The organism is Asanoa ishikariensis (assembly GCF_900107455.1).
GTDB lineage: Bacteria > Actinomycetota > Actinomycetes > Mycobacteriales > Micromonosporaceae > Asanoa > Asanoa ishikariensis.
This window is the reverse complement of record NZ_FNQB01000001.1, coordinates 1,143,373-1,166,977: the sequence shown is the minus strand read 5'-3', so window position 1 is coordinate 1,166,977 and position 23,605 is coordinate 1,143,373. Positions and strand designations below refer to the sequence as shown.

Genomic DNA, 23,605 nt, shown 5'->3' with positions numbered 1-23,605 from the left:
GGCCCCCGACGGCCGTAGCCGTCAGGGGCCTTTCGCAGTGGATCGGTCAGACCCGACCGGTGGAGCGGGCACGCCGGCGCGAGATCGCGTCGACGCTGGCCGCCACCAGCAGGACCAGGCCGGTCACCATGTAGACAACGCTCGACGGCTGGTTGAGCAGACCCATGCCGTTGATGATGATCGCGATCACCAGGCCACCGAGGATCGCGTCGACGATCCGGCCCTTGCCACCGAAGAGGCTCGTGCCACCGATGACGGCCGCGCCCACCGCGTACAGCAGGGTCGAGGCGCCACCGGTCGAGGGCGAGATCGAGTTGTCGCGGCTGGCGAGCATGATGCCGCCGACCGCCGCCAACGTCGAGGCGATCACGAAGCAGGCCAGCTTGACCAGCCCCACGTTGATGCCGGCCCGTCGGGCCGCCTCAGCGTTGCCACCCGTCGCGTAGACGTGCCGGCCGAACGACGTCTTGGTCAGCACGAAGGTCAGGCCGACCAACAGGACCAGCAGCACCGCGACCACGATCGGAACACCCTTGATCGAGGTGATCGCGGGGTTCCGGCTGCGCTCGATGCTCAGCCAGTAGGTCATCAGGCCGAGCAGCACGGCCAACGCGGCGATCTTGGCCAGGGTCACCTGGATCGCCTCGTAGGTCAGGCCGCTGGACCGCCGCTTCGCACCGCGCCGGAGCACGATCGCCGCGTAGCCACCGACCACCAACGCGAACAGCGCCCAGCCCAACCAGACCGGCATGTCGTTGTTGTTGATCGCCCGCAGCGTGTCGTCGCGGATCGCGATCGTGCCGCCTTCGCCGATCAACTGAAGCAGCACGCCCTGCAGGGCGAGGAACGCCGCCAGCGTCACGACGAACGACGGGATGCCCAGCTTGGCTACCAGCAGACCGATCACCAGGCCGACGACGGCACCGGTGACCAGACAGGCCAGGAGGCCGACGGGCCAGGACCAACCCCAGCGGGTGACCACGACGCCCATCACCGCCGCCGCCGTGCCGGCCGTATAACCGGCGGAGAGGTCGATCTCGCCCAGCAGCAGGACGAAGACCAGGCCCATCGCGATGACGATGACGGCCGCCGCCTGGTGGATCAGGTTGGCGAAGTTGAACGCGTTGGTGAACGTGTTGGGGCGCAACGCCGCGAACACGATGACCAGCGCGACGATGCCGAGCAGCGCGGGCAGGGAGCCGGCGTCGCCGCCGCGGACCCGGGCCCACCAGTTGCCGAACGCGGCGACCAGCGGGTTGCTCGGGCCGGTCTCCTCGACGTGCTTTTCGGTCGTCTCGACCTTCGTCGGGGCGGTCATTTCAACTCCCCGTTGCCGTTGGTGATGCCACCGATGGCATCCGACCGTCCGGTCGTGATGACCTCGACGACCTGGTTGCTCTTGACGTCCTTGGTCTTCATCTGTGCCGCCAGCCGGCCCAGGTAGAGGACCGAGATCCGGTCGGCCACCTGGAACACGTCGTTGAGGTTGTGGCTGATCAGCACGACCGCGAGGCCGTTGTCGGCCAACTGGCGCACCAGCCGCAGCACCTGCTCGGTCTGCGCGACGCCGAGGGCGGCCGTCGGCTCGTCGAGCACCACGAGCTTGGAGTTCCAGATCACCGCGCGGGCGATCGCCACCGTCTGGCGCTGGCCACCGGAGAGGCTGGCGACCACCTGACGGATCGACTTGACCGTGCGGACCGACAGCCCCGCGAGCGTTTCCTGGGCCCGGCGTTCCATGGTCGCCTCGTCGAGGATGCCGTTCTTCGTGACCTCGCGGCCGAGGAACAGGTTGTCGACGATGTCCAGGTTGTCGCAGAGCGCCAGGTCCTGGTAGACGACCTCGATGCCGAGTTCGTTGGCGTGCTTGGGATTGGTCACCGAGACCTGCCGGCCGTCGAAGACGTACTCCCCGGAATCGAACGGCTGACTGCCGGCGATCCCCTTGATCAGGGTGCTTTTGCCCGCGCCGTTGTCGCCGACGAGCGCCGTCACCTGTCCCGCATATGCATCGAAGTCCACGTCCTGTAGAACGTGGACCGCGCCGAAGCTCTTGTTGATCCCGCGCAGCGACAGCAGCGGCGCGGCATCCTCCGTCGCCGTCGCCGCCCCCGCAGCACCCTCCGGCACCGTCATGGTCACCTCACTAGTTGTTTCCCGGCCCGGCAGTAACCGTGGCCGTAAGCGCCCAGAGGCCCGGCAGGTCTCGCCTGCCGGGCCCTTGGCGGTTAGTTACTGAACGCCTGCCGAGGTGCAGAGCGCGGCGTACTGGCCGGTGCAGATGTCACTGGCCTTCCAGAAGCCGTCGGCGATGACGTCCTTGACGGAGTCCTTGTAGATGGCCTTCGGGGTGGCGAGCGCCGAGGGGACGTCCTTGTTCAGGACGGTGTCCTTGACCGAGCCGTTGACCAGGTCGCTGCCCGGGGTCTGGCCGTTGATCAGCGCGATGGCCAGCTTGGAGGCGGTGTCGGCCTCGACCTTGATCGCCTTGTAGACGGTCATGCACTGGTTGCCGGACAGGATGGCCTGGAGGCCTTCCTTGCTGGCGTCCTGGCCGGTGACCGGCACCTTGCCGTTGAGGCCGTTGGCGGTCAGGCGGGCGATGATGCCCTGGGCCATGGTGTCGTTGGCCGAGACAACGCCGTCAACCTTGCCGCCGGCCTGGGTGTAGAGCTGCTCGAACGCGGTGCCCGCGACCGTGGCGTCCCACTTACCGGTCTGGTCACCGACGATGGTGTAGTCGCCGCTGTCCACCTTCGGCTTCAGCGCCTCGACGTAGCCCTGCTTGAACAGCGAGGCGTTGTTGTCGGTCGGGTCACCGTTGATCTGAACGATGTTGGCCTTGGTCTTGCCAGCGTCGGTGAGGCACTTGGTCAGGCCCTCGCCCATCAGCTTGCCGACCTGGACGTTGTCGAAGGAGACGTAGTAGGACGCCTCGCCACCCGGGGTCAGGCGGTCGTAGTCGATCGTCTTGATGCCGGCGCCCTGGGCCTTCTTCAGGCAGGCGCTGCCGGAGTCAGGGTCGAGGTTGACGATCAGGAGAACGGAGACGCCCTCGTTGATCATGCTGTCGCAGAGGGTGCCGAACTTGGCCTTGTCGCCGTCGGCGTTCTGGATGTTGGCCGTGATGCCGGCGCCGTCGAACGCTGCCTTGAGCAGCGGACGGTCGTTGGCCTCCCAGCGCGGAGAGGTGGCGGCGTCGGGCAGGATCACGCCGACCTTCTTGGCGGCGGTGCCGCCACCGGCCGCGTCGCCGCCGCCGTCGTCGGATCCACAACCCGCAAGTGCCAGCGCGCCGACCGCCATAGTGGCGACGGCGACCGACAAAAATCGGTTACGCATAACCTTGGACTCCTTCATGGCCGTTGAGCGGACCGCACGGGGGCGAACGGCGTTGTTAACCTCCCGGACCCTGGCGATCCGAAACACAAAATACTCGCGCATTTGACGCGCTACCTCGCGCGGTCGACACGCTGCCGTAACGATCCGGTCACGGCACTGGAACCGGCTTCTATGCGTTCGGGCGAGCCGAGAAAGCGCTCTCAGAGCGTACGCTTTCGCCCGCGGAGAGGGGATAGGTTGACTTTGGATACTCGTGCGTCAGACGACGATCGACAGCGCGTGGTCGAGCTGTTACAGCAGCACACGGCGGTCGGCCGATTGAGTCTCGACGAGTTCACGGATCGTGTCGGAAACGCCTACGCCGCCAGCACTCTGCGTGATCTATCGGTGGTGACCAGCGATCTTCCGCCGCTTCCTGAGAGCCCACACACAGGTCGCCGTGACCTACTTGTGCTCTTCGCGGTCGCAGCCGTGACCTTGCTGTTACTCGGCCTCTACATGGCCGTTACCCGTTGAGCGCCAGCGATTACGCCACTGTCGAATAAGGACTTTGACGCTGTTTCTGGGCTGAATGCCCTTCCTCTCCATGCCACGACCGCCAGAGCGCGGCGTACGAGCCCCCGGCGGCGACGAGTTCGGCGTGTGAACCGAGCTCCGTGATCCGACCGTCCTCCACCACCGCGACCCGATCGGCGTCGTGCGCCGAGAACAGCCGGTGGGCGATGGCGATCACGGTGCGCCCCTGTAGGACTGCGGCGAGTGACCGCTCCAGATGCCGGGCCGCGCGCGGGTCGATCAGCGAGGTGGCCTCGTCGAGCACCAGGGTGTGCGGGTCCGCCAGCACCAGCCGGGCCAACGCGAGCTGCTGGGCCTGGGCCGGCGGCACGGCATGGCCACCGGTGCCGACCACGGTGTCCAAATCGGACGGCAGCGTCGCGACCCAGTCGAGCGCGTCGACCGCCGCCAGCGCCGCCCGCACCTCGTCGTCGGTCGCGCCCGGCCGGGCCATCACGAGGTTGTCGCGGACCGTGCCGATGAACACGTGGTGCTCCTGGGTCACCAGCGCCACATGTGACCGGAGCTCGTCGAGCGGCAGCGACGCCAGCGGGACGCCGCCGACGGTGACCGTGCCGCCGGTGGGCGCGTGGATGCCGGCCAGCAGGCGGCCCAGCGTCGACTTGCCGGCACCGGACGGGCCGACCATCGCCAGCCGCTCCCCCGGCTCGACGGTCAGGTCGATGCCGTGCAGCACCTCGCGACCCTCCACATAGGCGTATCGGACGTCCTTCGCGACGAGGCGCTGGCCGCGGCCGGCCGGCTTTTCGGTGGTCGCCGCGGTCGGCGCGGGCCGGCCCGCGACACCGAGCAACCGGGCCAGCGACGCGCCGCCGACCTGAAGCTCGTCGAGCCAGGACAGCAGCCGGTCGATCGGGTCGACCAGCGCCTGCACGTAGAGGGTCGCGGCGGTCACCTGGCCCAGCGTCACCCAGCCCTCGAGGTAGAACCAGCCGCCGACGAGCAGCGTCGCCACGACCGGCACCACGTAGCCGACCTCGACGATCGGGAACCAGACGGTACGCAGCATCAGCGTGTATCTCTCTGCCGCGTACGACCGGGCGATGTCGCTGTCGGTGCGGGCCCGACGGCGGTCCTGGAGGCGCAGCGCCTCCGTCGTGCGGGAGCCCTCGACCGTTTCGCTGATGCCGTCGGTGATGTCGGAGTAGGCGGCGTTCTCCCGCAGGTAGCCGGCCGGGGCGCGGCGCAGGTACCACCGGGTGCCGAACCAGAGCATCGGCACCGCGATCAGGCAGGGCAGGGCCAGCAGCGGGCTGGTGAGCAGGATCGCGCCGACCACGAACACCGTGGTGACGATGGCGATCAGGGTCTCCGGCACCGCGAAGCGGACACTGTGCGACAACGCCGAGACGTCGCGCGAGGTGCGGGTGAGCAGGTCGCCGGTGCCAGCGCGTTCCACGGTGGACAGTGGGATGGCCAGGATCCGGTCGACGAACTCCTCGCGTAGCTCGGCCAGCACCCGCTCGCCGAGCCGGGCCGAGCAGAAGGCGGCGAACCGGGTCAGCAACGCCTGCGTCACCACGAACACCGCGATGGCCACGGCGACCCCGTCGACCGTGCGGGTCGTGGCGCCGTTGGAAAGGCCTTCCACCAGGTTGCCGAGCAGGCGCGGCGCGACCAGGCCGGCGACCGCGGCCAAACCGTGCAGGCCGAGGGCGAGTCCTAGCTGCCCAGGGTGGCGACGGACCAGTTTGCGGGCGTACCTGCGCACCTCGTCCGCGTCGGCCACCGGGAGTTGCCTGCTCATTCGTCTTCCTCCCGGGTGACGGCGGCCGCGTAGTCGGGGCGGCGGCGCAGCAGGTCGCGGTGGGTGCCGGCGGCCACCACCCGGCCGTCGGCGACGAACGCGACCTCGTCGGCCTGGTCGAGCACCAATGGGCTGGTCGTGCAGACGACCGTCGTGCGGCCGGCGCGCGCGGCGCCGAGCCGGGCCGCGATCCGGGCCTCGGTGTGGGCGTCGACGGCACTGGTCGGCTCGACCAGCACGAGCGCCTCCGGGTCGGCGACTAGTGCGCGGGCCAGCCGGAGCCGCTGCTGCTGGCCACCGGAGAACTCGCGGCCGCGCTCGGCGACCAGGGCGTCGAGCCCGTCCGGCAGCGCGTCGACCACGTCGGCCGCACTGGCCGCGTCGAGGGCGTCCGCCACGTGCCGGTCGCCCTTGCCCACCGGGTCGAGCTCGTCCCGCAGCGGGCCGGCGAACAGCCGGGCGTCGTTGTCGGCCAACAGGATCCGCTGCCGCACCTCGGCCAGGTCGAGATCGGCCAGGGGTACGCCGGACAGCGTCACCGGCCCGTCGGCGAACCGGCCGAGCCGGTCGGCGATCGCGGCCGCGTCAGCGGGCTCCCGGGCCGCGATGGCGGTCAACCGTCCGGGTTGGACGGTGAGCCCGGATTCGGCGTCGACCAGCGGGCCACGGGGTGCGGTCACCGGCGCGGCCGGCGACGTGAACTCCGGCACCAGGGTGAACATCCGCACCACCCGGCGGGCCGCCACGTGGCCCCGGGTCAGCCGGTCGATCGCCTCGGTGAGCTGGCGCAGGGGGCTGACCAGGAACGCCGCGTAGCCGTAGAGGGCGACCAGCTCGCCGGCGCTGATCTCGCCGCGCAGGGCGAACCGGGCGCCGAGCCAGGTGACCAGCACCAGGAACATGCCGGGCAGCAGGATCTCCGCCGCCGCGAGGAGTGCCTCGATCCGGGCGACCCGTACGCCGGCCGACCGCAGATCCTGCGACTCGGCGCGGTAGCGGCCGGCGAAGGTCGACTCGCCACCGACGCCGCGCAGCACCCGGAGGCCGGCGACCAGGTCGCCGGCCCGGGTGGTCAGCTTGCCCTCCTGGTCGCGGTAGACCTGCTGGCGGCGCTGGAGCGGTTTGATCAGGGCACCCGCGATCAGCATCATCACCGGCACGCCGACCACGACCACGAGGCCCAGCGGCACCGACGTGGTGAGCAGGATGACCCCAACGGTGATCACGGCGACCAGCGAGCCGGTGCCCCGGGCGGTGATGTCGAGCGCGCCGCCGATGTGGTTGATGTCCGAGGTGCCGATGCTGACCACCTCGCCCGTAGACAACCGTTTGGGCAGGGTGGCGCCGATCCGGTTGGCCTGCTGCACGGTGAGCTGGACGGTGCGGTAGATGGCGGACAGATAGTTGAACGCGGCCATCCGGTGGCGCAGGATGCCGCTCGCGCCGGTGACCAGGCCGAGGCCGAACAGCACCGCGCCCCAGCGCAGCAGTCCGTCGGGGTCGCGCGCGGACAGGCCCGCGTCGATGGCCCGGCCGACGGTGGCGGGAATCAGCGCCTGGCTGACCATCCAGAGGGTCGCGAACCCGATCGCGGCCAGCAGAGAAGGCCAGGTGCGAGCCGCCAGCCACAGGAGGTAGCGAGTGGCCGACCGGACGTCTGGGTTGCCGGGGTCGCCGACGGGTAGAGGCCGCATGACTAGGCCGAAGCTAGATGATCAACTTCGGGCGGCGCTACCGATTATCGGTCGACCAGGGTGAAGTCCCACTCGTGCGGTGGCCTGGCCACCAGCAGCGGAGGCGGGGCGGCCAGCCGCTCGGGGTCGCTGCGCCATCTGGAAATCACGACGCAGCGGTCGTCGGACGAGGAGAACACCTCGCTCGTGATGTGCAGCGGGTTGACCTCGATGCGCGGCAGGGCGGTGTCGCAGACCCACTCGACGAGGTCGGGCAGACGCCCTTTCTCGGCGCGGGCCTCCCACATGCGCACGATCACGGTGCCGGACATTACACACTCACGAGCGTCAACGGCATCGCAGAGTCGGCCGGCAGATCCAGCCGGCTGGGCCGGACTCCGGCCGCGACCAGGTGCGAACCGAGCGCGGCGACCATCGCGCCGTTGTCCGTGCACAGCTTGGGCCGCGGCACTCGGACCCTGATGCCGACCTTCGCCGCGCGCTCCTCGGCCAGGACGCGCAGCCGCGAGTTGGCCGCCACCCCGCCGCCGATCACCAGCGTGTCGACGCCGTGCTGCCGGCAGGCGTCGATCGCCTTGGCGGTGAGCACGTCACAGACCGCGTCCTGGAACGAGGCCGCCACGTCGTTGACCGGCACCGGCTCACCGGCCCGCTCGCGCGCCTCGACCCAGCGGGCCACGGCCGTCTTCAGGCCGGAGAAGGAGAAGTCGAACCGGTGCGCGGCCTGGTCCTTGGCGGCGGTGAGGCCGCGCGGGAAAGCGATCGTGGCCTGCCCGTCGCGGGCCGCGCGGTCGATCGGCGGCCCACCCGGGAACGGCATGCCGAGCAGCCGGGCCACCTTGTCGAAGGCCTCGCCGGCGGCATCGTCGATGGTCGAGCCGAGCGGGGTCACGCCGGTGGCCAGGTCGTCGACCAGCAGCAGCGACGAGTGCCCACCGGAGACCAGCAGGGCGATCGCCGGCTCGGGCAGGGGGCCGTGCTCCAGGGTGTCGACGGCGACGTGCGCGGCCAGGTGGTTGACGCCGTAGATCGGCTTCTCGGCGGCGACCGCGTAGCCCTTGGCGGCGGCGACACCGACCAGCAGCGCCCCGGCCAGGCCCGGGCCCGAGGTCACGGCGATCGCGTCGACGTCGGCGAGCGTCACGCCGGCCTCGTCGAGCGCCCGCTGCATCGTCGGCACCATGGCCTCGAGGTGCGCCCGGCTGGCGACCTCGGGCACCACGCCACCGAACCGCGCGTGCAGGTCCACACTGGACGCCAGCGCGTCGGCGAGCAACGTCGTGCCGCGGACGATGCCGACGCCCGTCTCGTCGCAGGACGTCTCGATGCCCAGAACTAGCGGTTCGTCAGTCACGTCTCATCACCAGTGCGTCAGTGTTGCTGGGTTGGTAATAGCCACGGCGTACGCCGATCGGCTCGAAACCGTAGGTGGCGTAGAGCTTCTGGGCCGGAGCGTTGTCGACCGCGACCTCGAGCAGCACGGCCGGGGCCTTGCGGCGGGCGGCCTCGGCGAGCAGCGCCTCCAGGATCGTGCGGCCGATGCCCTGGCGCTGCGCGTCGCGTACGACCGCGATGTTCTGGATCCACGCCTCGTCGCCGTTGACCGCGAGACCGCCGTACCCCAATATCCGGTTCTCGTCCTCCGCGACCAGGTAGTAATGGCCACTGGAGAGCTCGTTCCAGAACATGCCGGCCGACCACTTCTCGGCACCGAACAGGTCTTCCTCGATCGGCAGCAGCTTGGCGATGTGCCACCAGCGCAACCGCGTCAGCGTGCCGGTCGTCACGGGAGCACCGACTTGTGGCCTCCCGCCGCGACGGCGTCCGGGCGGCGGAGGTAGAGGGGGGTGAGCGGCTCGCTGGGCGCCCCGGCGAGGATCCGCTCGGCGGCCAGTCGCACGAACGTGTCGACCACGGGATAGCGGGGCTCGTCGAGCACCTTGACGCCGAGCCGGTCGGCGTACTTCAGGGCACCGTCGCCGACCGCTACCGCGACTGTCTTCGCCGCGACGACGTCGGGCAGGTCGACGTGCGGACCCTCGACGCGCGTGCCGGCCTGGTCGTAGATGGCCCAGTAGACCTCGCGGCGGCGTGCGTCGGTGGCGGCCAGGGTGACCTGGCCGGGCACGCCGCCGATGGCGTCCAGGGAGCAGACGCCGTACGTCGGGATGCCCAGCGCCTGACCCATGCTGGCCGCCGTGACCAGGCCCACGCGCAGCCCGGTGAACGGCCCTGGGCCGGTGCCCGCGACGATCGCCACGAGGTCGCGGACGGACGCGCCGGACTTTCGCAGCGCCTCGTCGATCTCGGGCGCCATCAGCTCGCCGTGTGCCCGCCCGTCGACCGTGCGCAGCTCGGCGGTCACGGTGTGACCGGTGGGAGTGACGTCGGCCAGCGCCGCGGTGACCGCGGGCGTCGACGTGTCGAGAACGAGAACGAGCACGATATGCACCTTATCCGGCGCGCTTGGGTGGGTGCCGCTCAGGCCGATGCGGAACGGCTCCAGTCGATCGGCGTCAGGCCCGCGTCGGCGAGGGCCTTGTTGGCGGCGCTGAACGGGCGGCTGCCCAGGAACCCGCGGGGGTTGAGCGGGCTCGGGTGGCCGGCCTCCAGCACGACGTGGGCAGGGTTGGTGACGAGGGCCGCCTTCTTGCGGGCGTAGCTGCCCCACAGCAGGAACACCACCCGGTCGGGTTGGTCCTGCAAGGCCGCGATGGTGGCGTCGGTGAACGCCTCCCAGCCCTTGTTGGCGTGCGACCCCGCGGCACCCTCGCGCACCGTCAGCACCGCGTTGAGCAGCAGCACCCCTTGCGTCGCCCAGCCACGCAGGTCACCGCCCTCGGGAGCGGCGGCGCCGAGGTCGGCGGCGAGCTCCTTGTAGACGTTGCGGAGCGAGGGCGGCACGCGTACGCCGGCCTGCACGCTGAAGCTGAGCCCGTGGGCCTGACCCGCCTTGTGGTACGGATCCTGACCGAGGATGACCACCCTGGTGTCGGCGGGCTTGCACAGCCGATAGGCGGTGAACAGGTCGGGCAGAGGAGGGAAAACCGGTGTGGCGGCGTATGCCGCGGCCACGAACGCGCCCAGGTCGGCGGTGGCGGCCGGGTCGAGGTGCGACTCCAGCGCGGTGCGCCACTCGTTCGGCAACAGGTCGGGCAGGTTCACCGGGCATCCTCCGTGAGCGTCGCGACGCGGGCGGCCCAGTCGCCGCCGGTCGCCTCCAGCTCGATCACCCTAGTGTCGTCGTCGCGCCGGTCTATGCGTACCCGGAGGTGGTCTTCGCGAAGCTGCTCGACGATGCCCTCGCCCCACTCGACCACGGTGACGGCGTCGTCCATGGACGCGTCGAGGTCGAGCCCGTCGATCTCGGCCAGAGGGTCGGCCGCGGCGCCGATCCGGTACGCGTCGGCGTGCACCAACGGCACTGTGCCGCCGTGTGCCGGGTCCGGCCGGTGCACCCGGGCGATCACGAACGTCGGCGAGGTGACGGCACCGAGCACGTGCAGCCCGGCGCCGATGCCCTGCACCAGCGCGGTCTTGCCGGCACCGAGTGGGCCGGTGAGCACGACCAGGTCGCCCGGGCGCAGCACGGCCGCCAGCCGGGCCCCGAACGCCCGCGTGTCGTCCACAGTGGTCAGCTCGATCATGCCGAGATCTTCTCCAGGAAGGTGGTGAGCGTCGCGTTGACCTCGTCGGCGTGCTCGAGCATGACGACGTGGCCGCTGTCGTTGACTTTGACGAACTCCGCGTCGGGCAGGTGCCGGAGGATCTCCTCGGAGTGCGCGACCGGTGTGATCATGTCTTTGTCGCCGACGATTATCACGGTCGGCGTGCGCTCCAGGGCGGCCAGCGCGGGATAACGGGCGTGGGTGTAGAGGGTGCGCAGGTAGCGCGCGACCGTGTCGACCGAGGTGCGCGAGTTCATCTTCTCCACATAGGACACCAGCGACGGGCTGGGCCGGGACTCACCGAAGCCGTACCGGCGGGTGAGCAGCCAGGCCAGGTCGGTGGCGGCGACCCGGGCCCGGTCGATGGTCGGGCCGGTGAGCCGGGTCGCGCTGTTGACCAGCGGCAGCAGCGGGCCGCCGACCCGGCCGATCAGCGCGGGCAGGCCCAGCCGGGTCTCGTCGATCAGGCCGCCGGAGGTGGCGATCAGCACGCAGCCCTTGACCCGGTCCTCGAAGAACTCCGGGTAGAGCTCGGCGAACGCCATGATGGTCATGCCGCCCATCGAGTGCCCGACCAGGATGAGCGGCCCGTCCGGGACGGTCTCGGACAGCACCGCGTGCAGCGTCTCGCCGAGCGCCGGAAGCTCGTATTCGCCGGTCTCCATCCGGCCCGAGCGGCCGTGGCCGGGCTGGTCGTAGAAGACCATGCGGTATTCGCCCCGGGCGGTCAGCGCGCTGCGCTGGAAGTGGAACGTGCCCATGTCGAGGCAGAAGCCGTGCACGAAGACGAGCGTCGGTTTCGCCCCTTCTGCGGCTGTCGGCTCGACCACCTCGACGTGGATGTCGGTGCCGTCGGCGGTGGTGACGACGAGCGACTCGTCATAGGGCAGCCGGTCGAACGGCTCGTCGACGTACGGGTCGGACACGCCCCGCTTCGAACGGCGGACGACCGCACGCTCGACGGCGATCCCGGTGGCGATTCCGGCCGCGGCCAGACCGACCACCGCACCGACGATTCCCGCGCGGCGTCGGGTACTCATTCACCGTCCTCTTTGTCGTACACCCTGTTCACTCTGGTGCTGCCGAAGCGGGTGACGATCTCATAGTTGATCGTGTCGATCGCGTCGGCCCAGTCGTCGGCGGTGGGGCCGCCGTTGTCGCCGGAGCCGAACAGCGTCGCCACGTCGCCCGGCGCGACCGGCTGGTCGCCGACGTCGAGCACGATCTGGTCCATGCAGACCCGGCCGGCGATGGTGTGCCGGACCCCGTCGATCGCGACCGGCCCGATGTTGGACGCGTGCCGCGGCACACCGTCGGCGTAGCCGAGCGGGACGACGGCGAGCGTGGTCTCGCGGTCGGTGGTGTAGGTGTGGCCGTAGGAGACGCCGGTGCCGGCCGGGACGCGCTTGGTGAGCATGATCCGGGCGCGCGCGGTCATCGCCGGGCGCAGGCCGTAGCGCTCGCCCGGGACCGGCGACAGCCCGTAGACCGCGATGCCGGGGCGGACCAAATCGAAGTGGGCGTCCGGCCGGGTCAGCGTGGCGGCCGAGTTGGCGATGTGTCGTAGCTGCGGGCGGACACCGAGCCGCTCGGCCACCGCCAGGGCGTCGCGGAAGGCGTCGAGCTGGCGGTCGATGGTCTCGTGGCCGGGCGCGTCCGCGTAGACGAAGTGGCTCCAGACACCGATGATCTCGATCGCGCCGTCGGCCTGGGCCTTGGCCGCCGCCTCGACCAGCGCCGGCCAGTCGTCGGCGGTGGCGCCACCCCGGGACAGGCCAGTGTCGATCTTGAGGTGCACTCGCGTGGGGCGCTGCGCTGTTTGCCCGGCGGTGATCATCTCGTCGAGCTGACCGAGGCTGGCGGCGCTCAGGTCGATGTCGTTGGCGACGCCCTCGTGCAGGGGCAGGCCGGGGGCGAGCAGCCAGGCCAGGACCGGCGCGGTGATGCCGGCGCGGCGCAGGCCGAGCGCTTCGTCGAGGGTGCAGACGCCGAGCCAGGTCGCGCCGCCGGCCAGGGCGGCGCGGGCGGCGGGGACCATGCCATGGCCGTAGCCGTCGCCCTTGACGACCGCCATCACCGCGGCACTGGTGCCGGCGCGCAGCCGGGCCACGTTGGCCCGGATGGCGTCGAGGTCGACGCGGACTTCGGCTTGCCACATGGTGCTTAGCCTACTTGGGGGTAACGACGTTTTCCTGGTCACCCGGGCGGAGGTCATTGACTACAGGGCGCAGAGCGGCGGCCACGTCGGACGCGCTGACGGGGCCTTGGCGGGCCGCCTCCCGGCCAGCGAGTCCGTGCAGGTAGGCGGCTGTGACGGCGGCCACTTCCGGCCGCAGGCCGCCGGCCAGCAGGGAACCCAGCAGGCCGGCCAGGACGTCGCCGGTGCCGCCGGTGGCCAGGGCCGCGCTGCCGGTCGGGTTCGCGTACGCCAGCCCGCTCGGGGTGGCCACGATCGTGCGGTCACCCTTGAGGAGGACCACCGCGTTGGTGTGTGCCGCCAGCTTCTGGGCCGCGGCGACCCGGTCTGGCCCGGGTTCCTCACCCGCCAGCCGGGCGAACTCGCGGTCGTGCGGGGTGAGCACGAGCGGGGCGCTGCGGCCGCGCATCAGGTCGGCCATCGTGCCGTCGACCAGCAGGTTGAGCGCGTCGGCGTCGAGGACCACCGGCAGGCTGCTGGCGAGCACCGTCCGTACCGCCGTCGCGGCCGCCTCGTCGGTGCCCAGGCCGCTGCCGACCACCCACGCCTGCACCCGACCCGCGTCGGTGATCCGGTCGGTCGCGACGACGCTGGGGTGCGCCTGCACGACGTACTCGCGGGCGCCCCCGGCGTAGCGGACCATGCCGGTCGGGCCGGCCAGCGCACCCCAGGTGGACAGGATCGCGGCGCCCGGGTACGTCGCGGAGCCGGTCGCGATGCCGACCACGCCGCGGGTGTACTTCTCGTCCGTCGGGCGGTGCTTCGGCAGCGCGTCGACGATGTCCGCCCGGTCGGGCACCAGGATCGCGGGGTCGGCCCGCAGCCATGGAGCCAGGCCGATGTCGACCAGCTCGACCTCGCCGGCCAGCGGGGCGGCCGGGCCGACCACGTGGGCGGGCTTGAGGCAGCCGAAGGTGACGGTGACGTCGGCCTGGACCGCTTTGCCGGGTACGTCGCCGGTGTCGACGTCGACGCCGCTGGGCACGTCGACGGCGACGACGGTCGGGCGCTGCCCGTGGCGGCCCCGGCGTTCCTTGGCCCTCTGCAGCGTGGCGGAGGCTCCGCTGCGCAGGCCGCCCTTGGCACCGATGCCGACGATGCCGTCGATGATGAGGTCCACTGTGCGGGGTGGCTGGGCGCTCTCTCGGCCGCCGCTCGCTTTCAAGGCCTTCAGACCGTCCTGGTGTACGCGGGCCGGGTCGAGCAGGATCGCGGTGACGGCGACGCCTCGGTTGGCCAGGATCGCGCCCGCGTAGAGGGCGTCGCCGCCGTTGTTGCCCGCGCCGACGAGGAGGGTGACGTGGGCGCCGTACACGTTGTGCAGGATCAGGGCACAGCGGCGGGCGAGGCCCGCGGCGGCGCGCTGCATCAGGGTGCCCTCCGGGAGGCGGGCCATCAGGGCTTCTTCTGCCGACCGGACGTCGGCGACGCGCCAGGCTTTCCTCATTGCTCGGCCACCACCATCGCTGAGGCGATGCCGCCGTCGTGGGAGAGCGACAGGTGCCAGCGGTTGACGCCACGTTCGGCCGCCGCCGCGGCGACCGTGCCGCTCACCGTGAGCCAGGGTCGGCCGTCCGGGTCGGTGACGACCTCGCAGTCGTGCCAGTGCAGGCCGCCGGGGGCGCCGAGGGCCTTGGCCACGGCCTCCTTGGCCGCGAACCGGGCCGCCAGGGACTCCGGCGGGCGCGGGTTGCCGGAGCCGGTGAACCGCTCCGCCTCGGTGAACAGCCGGTCGCCGAGCAGTGGTGTCCGGGTCAGCGCCCCGGTGAACCGTTCGACGAGGACCACATCGATCCCGACAGCGACGATCATCGGTCCACCCTATTAGCAACAGGTGTACGTGGTGCACAAGCCTTGTGGACAGCCTGCGTTGCGCGGCCCGCCCGCTTGTCCACAGCCTGGTCTTCGGGCCTTGCCGCCGTCCTAGCGTGACCTCCTGACTTTCTTTTGGGGAGGTTGACGTGGACGGTGACCTGCGGGTCGATCCCGGGCTGTTGCGCGACCGGGCGACCGAGCTCGACCTGGTGGCGCGCGCCCTGGCGGTCGGCCGCGACGACCTGTGCGTCCCGGCTTTGGAGTGGTCGGCGGGGGCCGCCCTGAGCGGTCTGACCCGCGACGCGTCCTCGGCGCTTGGTGCGGCGGCCGCGCGGGTGGCCCGCTCGGGCGGGCTACTACGGGATGCCGCGCGCTCTTACGAAGAGGCCGACCTGCGGGCCGCGATCCGGCTGCACCGGGTCGGGTGAGCGGGCCGTGGTGACCTATGCGCAGTTGTGGCGGGCCGACCCGGCTATGTGGCGGGCGGCGGGTGCGGCCTGGGCCCGGTTGGCGGTCGACGTCGGGCGGCGGGCTGTCGAGCTGGGCGCGGTGGCCGGGCGGGTCGCCGACGGGTGGCGGGGCGCGGCGGGTTCGGCGGCCGGCGGTCACGTCCGCGCGCTGCGCCCGCCGCTCGACGCGGCGCGGCTGGCGTTCGTCGAGACCGACCAGGTGTTGTCCGGGTTCGCGTCCGCGCTGACCCGGGCCCGCGGAATGCTCGCCGCGGCGGTGGCCGGGGCGGCGCCGGCGCACGTCGAGATCGACCGCACCGGGCGCACGGCGCCGGACGTCACGGTCACGGGGATCGACCGGGTCGCCGCACTGCACGCGGCCGACCGGGTCGGGACCGCGATCGTCGCGACGCTGCGTGCGGCGACCGACGCCGACCGGGAAACGTCCGCCCACCTCGACCGGCTCGCCGCGGCGGCCGGCGCGGGCTGGCCCACCGCACCGCCCCGGCAGCGCCCGCCGGCCGGTGCACCACCGAGCGCCGTCCGACAGTGGTGGGCCAGTCTGACCCCGGCGGAACGGCGGTGGCTGTTGGTCTACGAGCCGTTCCGCGTCGGTCGCCTCGACGGCGTGCCGGTCGCCGCCCGAGACCAAGCCAACCGGGCTCTCCTCGCGGTGTGGCGGGCCGGCCTGGTGCGAGAGCGGGCTGAGGCGGTCCGCACGGCGATGCCCCGGCACGCGGCGGTCTCCGCCAGCCTCCGGCTGGTCGGGCTGATGTCGGGCATCGACGCGGTCGAGGCGAGGTTGTCGGCCGAGACCGGCGAGCGGGCCTACCTGATGAGCCTCGTGCCCGAGGGCGACGGCCGGCTGGTGCTGGCCTTGGGCGACCCGGACCAAGCCGACAACGTCCTGGCCTACGTGCCCGGGATGACCGCCGACCTGACCGCGGTCCGCGACGACCTGACCCGCACGGAGGCGGTGTCCACCCGAGCAGCCGCGGTCGACCCGGGCCAACGCACGTCGACGGTGCTGTGGCTCGACTACGACGCGCCGTCCTATCTGGGCGAGGCCATGTTCGCGGCCAGGGCACACGACGCCGGGCCTGGCCTGCACCGCTTCGCGGAGGGTCTACGCGCCACCCACGAGGGCCCGCCGGCGCAGCAGACGCTGCTGGGTCTGAGCTACGGCTCACTGACGGTCGGCGCGACCGCCGCTTCCATGGGCCTGGCCGCCGACGACCTGATTTTCGTGGGCTCACCGGGCGTGGGCGCCGACCACGCGTCGGCGCTGGGCCTGCCACCGTCCCGAGTCTGGTCGACGACCGCGGCTGACGACCCGATCGCCTACCTCGCGCCCGGCTGGAAGGAACCGCTCAACCGACTGGGAGCCGAGCTGGCCAACCCGTTCCGGCCGGACCTACGACCACACCCCAACGAGGACCTGTGGTTCGGCCGCAACCCGAGCCACCCGGACTTCGGCGGCCAGGTCTTCACGAGCGACCCGGGAGGCCACAGCGGCTACTGGCGCGCGGACAACGACGCACTGACCGACATCGCCCGCATAGCCCTAGGCCCAGAACACCAACGACACGTCGAATGACGACACCCCCGACCGCGAACAACCCGGGACCATCACCTCCGCCTCGGGCGGGTACCGAGCGGGCCGGCGCCGCCACCCGCCAGGCCGGCGCCAGGGGGCCGAGCGCGGGCCAAACCAGTCCCCGCGAGGCCAAGCCACCCAGCGCGGCCAGCATGGCACTAAGCCGCGGCACCCGCGGACCAAGGCGGCCCGCGCGAGGCCACATAGCCCTAGGCCCAGAACAACAACGGCACGTCGAATGACGACGCCCCCGACCGCCCGACCGCGAACAGCTCGCATCAGGACCATCACCTCTGGCCCAGGGCGACGACAGAGCACGCCCGTGCCACCAGCGGCCAGGCCAGCGCCAGGCTGCCAACGCTGGCCAAAGCCGGCCAGCGCGGCACCTAGCCGGCCAGCGCGGCACCCAGCCGGCCAGCGCGGCACCCAGCCGGCCAGCGCGGCACCCAGCCGGCCAGCGCGGCACCTAGTCGGCTGTTGCCTCGCCTGGCGGGATCGGGCGGGCGTCGCGAGCCCAGCGAGTCCGACCTGGGCGAGGCCGATCACGCTGCCCCGGGCACCCGGGTGCGGAGCTGAGGGACGCCGCCGCTTTCGCGGCGGGTTGGTAGATCTAGGTAAATTTTTGCTGTTCTGGCAGCAGCGAATTACCTAGATCTCGAGTGCGCGACCCAGCGCGGACCTGGCAGCGCAGCGCAGCGGAGCGGTCCCCGGCGGGAGCGACGGTCGTCGCCACCGCGGACCCGGGAAAAGATCCGCGCTTATTCGACCGTGACCGACTTCGCCAGGTTGCGGGGCTGGTCGACGTCGTGGCCGCGGGCGGAGGCGATCTCGCAGGCGAGTACCTGGAGCGGGACCGTCGTGACCAGCGGGGCCAGCAGGGTCGGCGTGCGGGGCACGTAGATCAGGTGGTCGGCGTAGGGCACTACCGCCTCGTCGCCGTCTTCGGCGATCACGATCGTGCGGGCGCCGCGGGCGCGGACTTCCTGGATGTTCGAGACGATCTTGTCGTGGAGCATGCCTCGGCCCGCTGGGGAGGGGACCACGCAGACGACCGGGGTGCCGTGGTCGATCAGTGCGATCGGGCCGTGCTTGAGCTCGCCGGCCGCGAAGCCCTCCGCGTGGATGTAGGCGAGTTCCTTGAGCTTGAGCGCGCCCTCCAGGGCCACCGGGTAGCCCACGTGGCGGCCGATGAACAGGATCGTGCCGGCGCTCGCGAGGTCACGGGCCAGTTCGCGGACCGGGTCCATGCGGCCGAGCAGCGTACGCAGCTTGTCGGGCATCCCCTGCAACTGCTCGACGACGGCGCCCACCTCGTCGGCGTACTTGATGCCGCGGACCTGGGCCAGGTGCAGGCCGATCAGGTAGCAGGCCACGACCATGGTCAGGAACGCCTTGGTCGAGGCGACCGCGATCTCCGGGCCGCCGTGGGTGTAGAGCACCGCATCGGACTCGCGCGGGATGGTGGAGCCGTTGGTGTTGCAGATGGCGAGCACTCGGGCCTTCTGGTCCTTGGCGTGCCGGAGCGCCATCAGGGTGTCCATGGTTTCGCCGGACTGGGAGATCGCGACGACCAGGGTGGAGCGGTCGAGCACCGGGTCGCGGTAGCGGAACTCGCTGGCCAGCTCGACCTCGCACGGGATGCGGGTCCAGTGCTCGATCGCGTACTTGGCGACGAGCCCAGCGTGGTAGGCGGTGCCGCAGGCGACGATGAAGATCTTGTCGACGTCGCGCAGGTCCTGGTCGGTGAGGCGGACCTCGTCGAGGCGGATCTCGCCCTGCTCGGTCAGCCGGCCGAGCAGGGTCTCGGCGATCGCCTGGGGCTGCTCGGCGATCTCCTTGAGCATGAAGTAGTCGTAGCCGCCCTTTTCGGCCGCCGACGCGTCCCAGTCGATGTGGAAGTCGCGGCCGGCGGCGACCACGCCGCCGAAGTCGGTGATCTCGATGGCCTCGGGGGTGATCAGCACGACCTGGTCCTGGCCGAGCTCGATCGCCTCGCGGGTGTGCTCGATGAACGCCGAGACGTCGCTGGCCAGGAAGTTCTCGCCGACACCGCGACCGACCACGAGCGGTGAGTTGCGCCGGGCCGCGGCCACCGCGCCGGGCGTGCCGGCGTCGGTCGCGAGCAGCGTGAACGCGCCCTCGAGCCGCCGGCAGACGCGGCGCATCGCCTCCGCGAGCGCCTGCGGGCGGCCGATGCCGGGGCTCTCCAGGTGTACGGCGGCGAGTGCGATCTCCATCAGGTGCGCCGCGACCTCGGTGTCCGTGTCGCTGGCGAACTCGATGCCGGTCGCCTCCAACTCGGCCCGCAGCGCCGCGAAATTCTCGATGATGCCGTTATGGATGACCGCGACCCGGCCGTTGCGCGACAGGTGTGGGTGGGCGTTGCGGTCCGTCGGGCCGCCGTGGGTCGCCCAGCGGGTGTGGCCGATGGCGGTCGTGCCGCTGCCGATGTGGGTCTCGGCGGTGTCGACCGGGCGCTCGGACAGGGCCTTCTCGAGGTTGGCGAGCTTGCCCGCACGCTTCTCGGTCAGCAGGCAGTCGGCACCGACGACAGCGACACCGGCCGAGTCGTAGCCGCGGTATTCGAGGCGCCGCAGCCCGTCGAGCACGATGCCGAGCGCCGGGCGGGCGCCCACGTAACCCACGATTCCACACATGAGCCAGACTCTAGCCGAAATTCGCTCATGGTGCGTGCTCGAAAGTGTGCCTATCAATCATCTGACATGAGCGATGCACCGTGTACGTTCCGTGCCCGCCAAGCCGGCTCACCAGCCCGGTCGAGACCGCCCGTTGTGGACCGCAACCGGTACTGTCGGCCCGTATCGCCTCGGTCGGGCCCAACCGCCGTTTGACGGCTATCCGCTTGCCCGAGGCATCGGTTTCGGGGACGCTCGACGGCGTCCCGCGCCGTGGGTCGCCGCCCATGGCCGCCCCTCGCTTGGAGCGCAGATGAGCCGTCCCACCCCTCCTGAGCCCGACCAAACGGGAGACGGCGAGCACGCGTCGGATAGGACCCAGGCCTATCCGCCTCCGCCTCCGTTCCCGTCGACCACCCCGGCGCCGCCACCACCGGCCGCGGAGGCCGAGCCGACCGAACCCCTGAGCCCGGCCGGTCCGGCGGCTTCGGTGAGCCCGGCACCGTCCGAGCCGCCGGTCAGCCCTCCGCCACCTGCGCCCTCGAGCACGCCGGCGCCGCCCGCGCCCCCAGTCAGCTCCGCGCCGCCCGCGCCCGTGGCGCCCGCGCCCCGGGCTCCCGAGGCTGAGGCGACCGAGTCCCTGACTCTGGCCGGGCCCGCGGCTTCGGCCAGCCCCGCGCCATCCGCGCCCCCGGTCAGCTCGGCTCCGCCGGCGCCGTCGGCCAGCTCGGCTCCGCCGGCGCCGTCGGCCAGCCCGGCTTGGCCGGCGCCGCCGGTCAGTTCCGCGCCGCCGGTTAGCTCGGCACCGCCCGCGCCGCCGGTTAGCTCGGCCCCACCTGCGCCCTCGGCCAGCCCGGCTTGGCCGGCGCCGCCGGTCAACTCAGCGCCGCCCGCGCCCTCGGCAAGCCCGGCTTGGCCAGCACCGCCCGCCAGCTCCGCGCCTCCGGTCAGCTCGGCCCCGCCAGCGCCCTCAACGAGTTCGGCTCCGCCGACGGCTGGCGGAGCGGCGCCCGCGTCCGGATTCACCGTGCCGCCCGCGGTCCCAGGTGATGCGCCCCGCCCGCCGGCACCCGGCAGCGACGCGGGACCGACCACACCCCTCCCGCCCGCGCCCACCGGCGACGCGGACCCGACCGCGCCCCGACCGCCGTCCTTCGGCGGCCAGCCGACCACCCCGCTGCCCCCACCCACGGCCCCGCTCCCGAGCACCCCGCAGCGCGGGGCGACGCCGACCTTCACCCCCGGCTCCGCCCCGGTCTACCCCAGCGCGCCCGGCAGCCCGGTCGGTTACCCGTCCAGCGCCCCACCCGGCTACTCGACCGAGACCCCGCCCGGCGGCTCGTACCCGAAGACCTCACCCTTGCCAAGCGGCGAAGCTCCGAATCCCTACGAGCCGAGCCCCTATGCCCGGCCGCCGGGTACGCCGTCCGACGCCCCGTTCGCTCCCCCGGACGGCGCGGCTCCGAGTGGGCCCTACCCGCCCCCGGCCAACCCCTACGCCCCGCCGCCGGTGTCCGGTGCCGGCAGCCCCTACGGCTACCCGCAGCCGAACACGCCCGGCTACGGGCCTAGCGCGCCGTACAACCCGTACAACGCGGCTCCGGTCTATGACCAGCCCGTCAAGAAGAAGCGGGGCAACGGTCCGATCATCGCGCTGGTCGTCGTGCTCGCCCTGCTGTTCTGTGGCGGCGCGGCGACCGCGGGGGCGCTGCTGATCGCCAACGCCGGCGACGACGACCCCGTCGTCACCCAGCCGACCAACCCGGCCCTTCCCGACCCGGATCCGGTGGACCCGCTGCCGACTTTCGAGCCGGACGACGATCCGGGAGGCCTGCCGACCGAACTGCCCGGCCTGCCGGGGATCGCCGGCAAGACCGTCGTGTACGAGATCACCGGCACTGGCCGGGCGGACATCACGTACGTCGACGACCTCGCCGGCGACACCCGTCAACTGAAGAACCAGAAGCTGCCGTGGACGCACGAGTTCACCAGCGGCCAGGGTTCGTTGCTGTTGACCGTGAGCGCCACCCGGTCCAACGGCGACAACGAGGGCCTGGGCTGCCGGATCACGGTCAACGGCAAGGAGTCCGCTTCGGACGACGGCAGCCTCATCGGCGCCTTCTGCATCGGGACGATCTTCGACTAAGAAGGAGAACTAGGCAGTGCGGCGCCGGAAGAGCAGGGCCGCCCAGCTGAACGCCACCAGGGTGATGCCGCCGAACCAGATCAGCGCGATCCACCAGCTCGATCCGATCGGCGTACCCATCAGCAGGCCTCGGGTGGTCTCCACGATCGGCGTGATCGGTTGGTGCTCGGCGACGCCGCGCAGCCAGGACGGCAGCGTGTCGACGGGCACGAAGGCGCTCGAGACGTACGGCAGGAAGGTGATCGCGAAGGTCGCGCCGCCGGCCGCGTCGACGGTGCGCACCAACAGGCCCAGGCACGCCGCGAGCCATGAGATCGACAGCATGAACAGCGCCAGGAAGCCGATGGCCGCGAGCCACTCGGGGACGCCGGCCGCGGGTCGCCAGCCGATCAGCAGGCCGACCCCGACCACGATGGCCATCGCGACCAGGTTGCGGACCACGCTGGCGACGACGTGTCCCGTGAGGACGGCCGAGCTCGCCACCGGCATGGACCGGATGCGGTCGATCACGCCGCCGACCATGTCGTGGGTGACGCTGACCGCGGTGGTCGAGGCACCGAAACCGGCACACAGGATGATGATCCCGGGTACGACGTAGTTGACGTACGCCGTGCCCGAGTTGATCGCGCCGCCGAAGATGTAGACGAAGATCAGCATGAGCATGATCGGCAACATGACGGCCATCAGCAACGCCTCGACGTTGCGGGCGGAGATGCGCAGGCTGCGGCCGATCATGGCGAACGAGTTGTCGACGGCCCAGTAGACGCTGGTCATCGCGGGCTACCTCCGGTCAGGGCGAAGAACACGTCGTCGAGGGTGGGCCGGTGGATGGCGACCTTGTCGACGGTCGCGCCGATCTTGTCCATCCGGTCGAGCAGTTCGCGCACCTCGGCCGCGCTGCCGGTGGTCGCCACGGTCAGGGACGAAGGACTCGACGCGACGACCGCCTCACCAAGATCGGCAACCGCCAACTCGCACGACGACGGCGACTCGAACGAGAACTCCACCCGCTCCCCGCCGACCCGCACCTTGAGCGACTCCGCGGTCCCGTCGGCCACGGCCACGCCGTGGTCGATCAGCATGATGCGGTCGGCGAGCTGGTCGGCCTCCTCCAGGTACTGCGTGGTCAGGAAGATCGTCGACCCGGCGTCGGCGAGCTCCCGCACGAACGACCACATCTGCTGCCGGCTGCGCGGGTCGAGACCCGTCGTCGGCTCGTCCAGGAAGATCACCGGCGGCTCGGTGACCAGGCTCATCGCGAGGTCGAGCCGGCGCCGCATGCCGCCTGAGTAGGTCTTGACCAGCTTGCGGCCCGCCTCGGCGAGGTCGAACCGCTCCAACAGCACGTCCGCCCGCCGAGCAGCCGTGGACCGCCCGAGCCGCCGCAGTCGGCCGATCATGACCAGGTTCTCCCGGCCGGTCTGCAGCTCGTCGACCGCTGCGAACTGCCCGGTCAGGCTGATCTTCTGGCGCACCTCGAAGGCCGAGGTCACCACGTTGTGCCCCACCACGCTGGCGCGGCCGGCGTCCGGCCGGACCAGCGTCGCGAGGATCCGCACCAGCGTCGTCTTGCCGGCACCGTTCGGACCCAGCAGCCCGAACACGCTGCCCGCCGGCACCACGAGGTCGATGTCGGTCAACACCCGTTGCGCACCGTACGACTTCGAAACTCCCTGGACCTGGATCGCGTCCACGCCCTCCCCCAACTGTTTATGGCCTACGCTAATTTGTTTAGGCT

Annotated in this window: 23 protein-coding genes; 4 read left to right on the top strand and 19 right to left on the bottom strand. The window is 71.6% G+C overall.

Going from position 1 to position 23,605, the window contains the following annotated elements; genetic code table 11:
* Nucleotides 1-46: 46 nt before the first annotated feature.
* The 3 genes from BLV39_RS05535 to BLV39_RS05525 form a co-directional block, all read right to left on the bottom strand.
* Complete coding sequence (locus BLV39_RS05535; RefSeq protein WP_090788049.1) at nt 47-1,318, bottom strand: sugar ABC transporter permease; 1,272 nt, start codon at nt 1,316-1,318, stop codon at nt 47-49.
* A complete protein-coding gene (locus tag BLV39_RS05530; RefSeq protein ID WP_090791161.1) occupies nt 1,315-2,136 on the bottom strand; it encodes an ATP-binding cassette domain-containing protein in 822 nt (273 codons plus the stop codon). Before BLV39_RS05530 ends, BLV39_RS05535 begins: the two co-directional genes overlap by 4 nt.
* Nucleotides 2,137-2,232: 96 nt before the next feature.
* Entirely contained in the window at nt 2,233-3,342 is a 1,110-nt protein-coding gene (locus BLV39_RS05525; RefSeq protein ID WP_090788047.1) for a sugar ABC transporter substrate-binding protein, read from the bottom strand.
* A 171-nt stretch (nt 3,343-3,513) separates the two neighbouring features.
* Here BLV39_RS05525 and BLV39_RS05520 point away from each other — a divergent pair, with 171 nt between their 5' ends.
* Entirely contained in the window at nt 3,514-3,858 is a 345-nt protein-coding gene (locus BLV39_RS05520) for a DUF1707 SHOCT-like domain-containing protein (protein WP_239083748.1), read from the top strand.
* 10 nt (nt 3,859-3,868) lie between these two features.
* On the opposite strand, the gene BLV39_RS05515 is transcribed toward BLV39_RS05520, so the two are convergent.
* The 12 genes from BLV39_RS05515 to BLV39_RS05460 are packed head-to-tail and all read right to left on the bottom strand — an operon-like array spanning nt 3,869 to nt 15,036.
* Nucleotides 3,869-5,665 (bottom strand): ABC transporter ATP-binding protein, encoded by a 1,797-nt coding sequence (locus tag BLV39_RS05515; RefSeq protein WP_090788045.1) that lies wholly within the window; start codon nt 5,663-5,665, stop codon nt 3,869-3,871.
* Complete coding sequence (locus BLV39_RS05510) at nt 5,662-7,359, bottom strand: ABC transporter transmembrane domain-containing protein (protein WP_090788043.1); 1,698 nt, start codon at nt 7,357-7,359, stop codon at nt 5,662-5,664. The genes BLV39_RS05515 and BLV39_RS05510 overlap by 4 nt, the downstream gene beginning before the upstream one ends.
* Nucleotides 7,360-7,403: 44 nt before the next feature.
* The gene (locus BLV39_RS05505; RefSeq protein WP_090791158.1) at nt 7,404-7,658 is read right to left on the bottom strand and encodes a hypothetical protein; all 255 of its coding nucleotides are present in this window, start codon (nt 7,656-7,658) and stop codon (nt 7,404-7,406) included.
* A gap of 11 nt (nt 7,659-7,669) precedes the next feature.
* Nucleotides 7,670-8,713 carry a tRNA (adenosine(37)-N6)-threonylcarbamoyltransferase complex transferase subunit TsaD gene (gene tsaD / locus BLV39_RS05500; protein WP_090788041.1) on the bottom strand — a complete coding sequence of 348 codons (1,044 nt, stop codon included), beginning with the start codon at nt 8,711-8,713 and terminating at the stop codon, nt 7,670-7,672.
* Complete coding sequence (gene rimI, locus BLV39_RS05495) at nt 8,706-9,146, bottom strand: ribosomal protein S18-alanine N-acetyltransferase (RefSeq protein WP_239083725.1); 441 nt, start codon at nt 9,144-9,146, stop codon at nt 8,706-8,708. The genes tsaD and rimI overlap by 8 nt, the downstream gene beginning before the upstream one ends.
* Nucleotides 9,143-9,802: a tRNA (adenosine(37)-N6)-threonylcarbamoyltransferase complex dimerization subunit type 1 TsaB gene (gene tsaB, locus BLV39_RS05490; RefSeq protein ID WP_090788039.1), complete on the bottom strand. Its 660-nt coding sequence runs from the start codon at nt 9,800-9,802 to the stop codon at nt 9,143-9,145. The genes rimI and tsaB overlap by 4 nt, the downstream gene beginning before the upstream one ends.
* Before the next feature lie 38 nt (nt 9,803-9,840).
* The gene (gene ung / locus BLV39_RS05485) at nt 9,841-10,524 is read right to left on the bottom strand and encodes a uracil-DNA glycosylase (RefSeq protein WP_090788037.1); all 684 of its coding nucleotides are present in this window, start codon (nt 10,522-10,524) and stop codon (nt 9,841-9,843) included.
* A complete protein-coding gene (gene tsaE, locus BLV39_RS05480) occupies nt 10,521-11,006 on the bottom strand; it encodes a tRNA (adenosine(37)-N6)-threonylcarbamoyltransferase complex ATPase subunit type 1 TsaE (protein ID WP_090788034.1) in 486 nt (161 codons plus the stop codon). The genes ung and tsaE overlap by 4 nt, the downstream gene beginning before the upstream one ends.
* Entirely contained in the window at nt 11,003-12,067 is a 1,065-nt protein-coding gene (locus BLV39_RS05475) for an alpha/beta fold hydrolase (protein WP_090788032.1), read from the bottom strand. Before BLV39_RS05475 ends, tsaE begins: the two co-directional genes overlap by 4 nt.
* A complete protein-coding gene (alr, locus tag BLV39_RS05470) occupies nt 12,064-13,185 on the bottom strand; it encodes an alanine racemase (protein WP_090788030.1) in 1,122 nt (373 codons plus the stop codon). Before alr ends, BLV39_RS05475 begins: the two co-directional genes overlap by 4 nt.
* 10 nt (nt 13,186-13,195) lie before the next feature.
* Nucleotides 13,196-14,671 (bottom strand): NAD(P)H-hydrate dehydratase, encoded by a 1,476-nt coding sequence (locus BLV39_RS05465; protein ID WP_090788028.1) that lies wholly within the window; start codon nt 14,669-14,671, stop codon nt 13,196-13,198.
* On the bottom strand, nt 14,668-15,036 hold the full coding sequence (locus tag BLV39_RS05460; RefSeq protein ID WP_090788026.1) for a holo-ACP synthase: 369 nt from the start codon (nt 15,034-15,036) through the stop codon (nt 14,668-14,670). Before BLV39_RS05460 ends, BLV39_RS05465 begins: the two co-directional genes overlap by 4 nt.
* A gap of 149 nt (nt 15,037-15,185) precedes the next feature.
* On the opposite strand from BLV39_RS05460, the gene BLV39_RS05455 reads away from it, so the two are divergent.
* Both BLV39_RS05455 and BLV39_RS05450 read left to right on the top strand, forming a co-directional pair.
* Nucleotides 15,186-15,467 carry a hypothetical protein gene (locus BLV39_RS05455; protein WP_090788024.1) on the top strand — a complete coding sequence of 94 codons (282 nt, stop codon included), beginning with the start codon at nt 15,186-15,188 and terminating at the stop codon, nt 15,465-15,467.
* Between the two features lie 7 nt (nt 15,468-15,474).
* A complete protein-coding gene (locus BLV39_RS05450) occupies nt 15,475-17,085 on the top strand; it encodes an alpha/beta hydrolase (RefSeq protein WP_239083724.1) in 1,611 nt (536 codons plus the stop codon).
* 758 nt (nt 17,086-17,843) lie between these two features.
* Here the strand turns inward: BLV39_RS05450 and glmS are convergent.
* Nucleotides 17,844-19,742 carry a glutamine--fructose-6-phosphate transaminase (isomerizing) gene (gene glmS / locus BLV39_RS05445; protein ID WP_090788020.1) on the bottom strand — a complete coding sequence of 633 codons (1,899 nt, stop codon included), beginning with the start codon at nt 19,740-19,742 and terminating at the stop codon, nt 17,844-17,846.
* Between the two features lie 363 nt (nt 19,743-20,105).
* Complete coding sequence (locus BLV39_RS44720) at nt 20,106-20,747, bottom strand: hypothetical protein (protein ID WP_143049650.1); 642 nt, start codon at nt 20,745-20,747, stop codon at nt 20,106-20,108.
* A 1-nt stretch (nt 20,748) separates the two neighbouring features.
* Between BLV39_RS44720 and BLV39_RS05440 the strand changes: the two genes are divergently transcribed.
* The gene (locus BLV39_RS05440; RefSeq protein WP_143049649.1) at nt 20,749-21,867 is read left to right on the top strand and encodes an MmpS family transport accessory protein; all 1,119 of its coding nucleotides are present in this window, start codon (nt 20,749-20,751) and stop codon (nt 21,865-21,867) included.
* 9 nt (nt 21,868-21,876) lie between these two features.
* Here the strand turns inward: BLV39_RS05440 and BLV39_RS05435 are convergent, their stop codons facing one another.
* Complete coding sequence (locus tag BLV39_RS05435) at nt 21,877-22,641, bottom strand: ABC transporter permease (RefSeq protein WP_090788016.1); 765 nt, start codon at nt 22,639-22,641, stop codon at nt 21,877-21,879.
* Nucleotides 22,638-23,561, bottom strand: a complete 924-nt coding sequence (locus BLV39_RS05430) for an ATP-binding cassette domain-containing protein (protein WP_090788014.1) — start codon at nt 23,559-23,561, stop codon at nt 22,638-22,640. The genes BLV39_RS05435 and BLV39_RS05430 overlap by 4 nt, the downstream gene beginning before the upstream one ends.
* Nucleotides 23,562-23,605 lie beyond the last annotated feature (44 nt).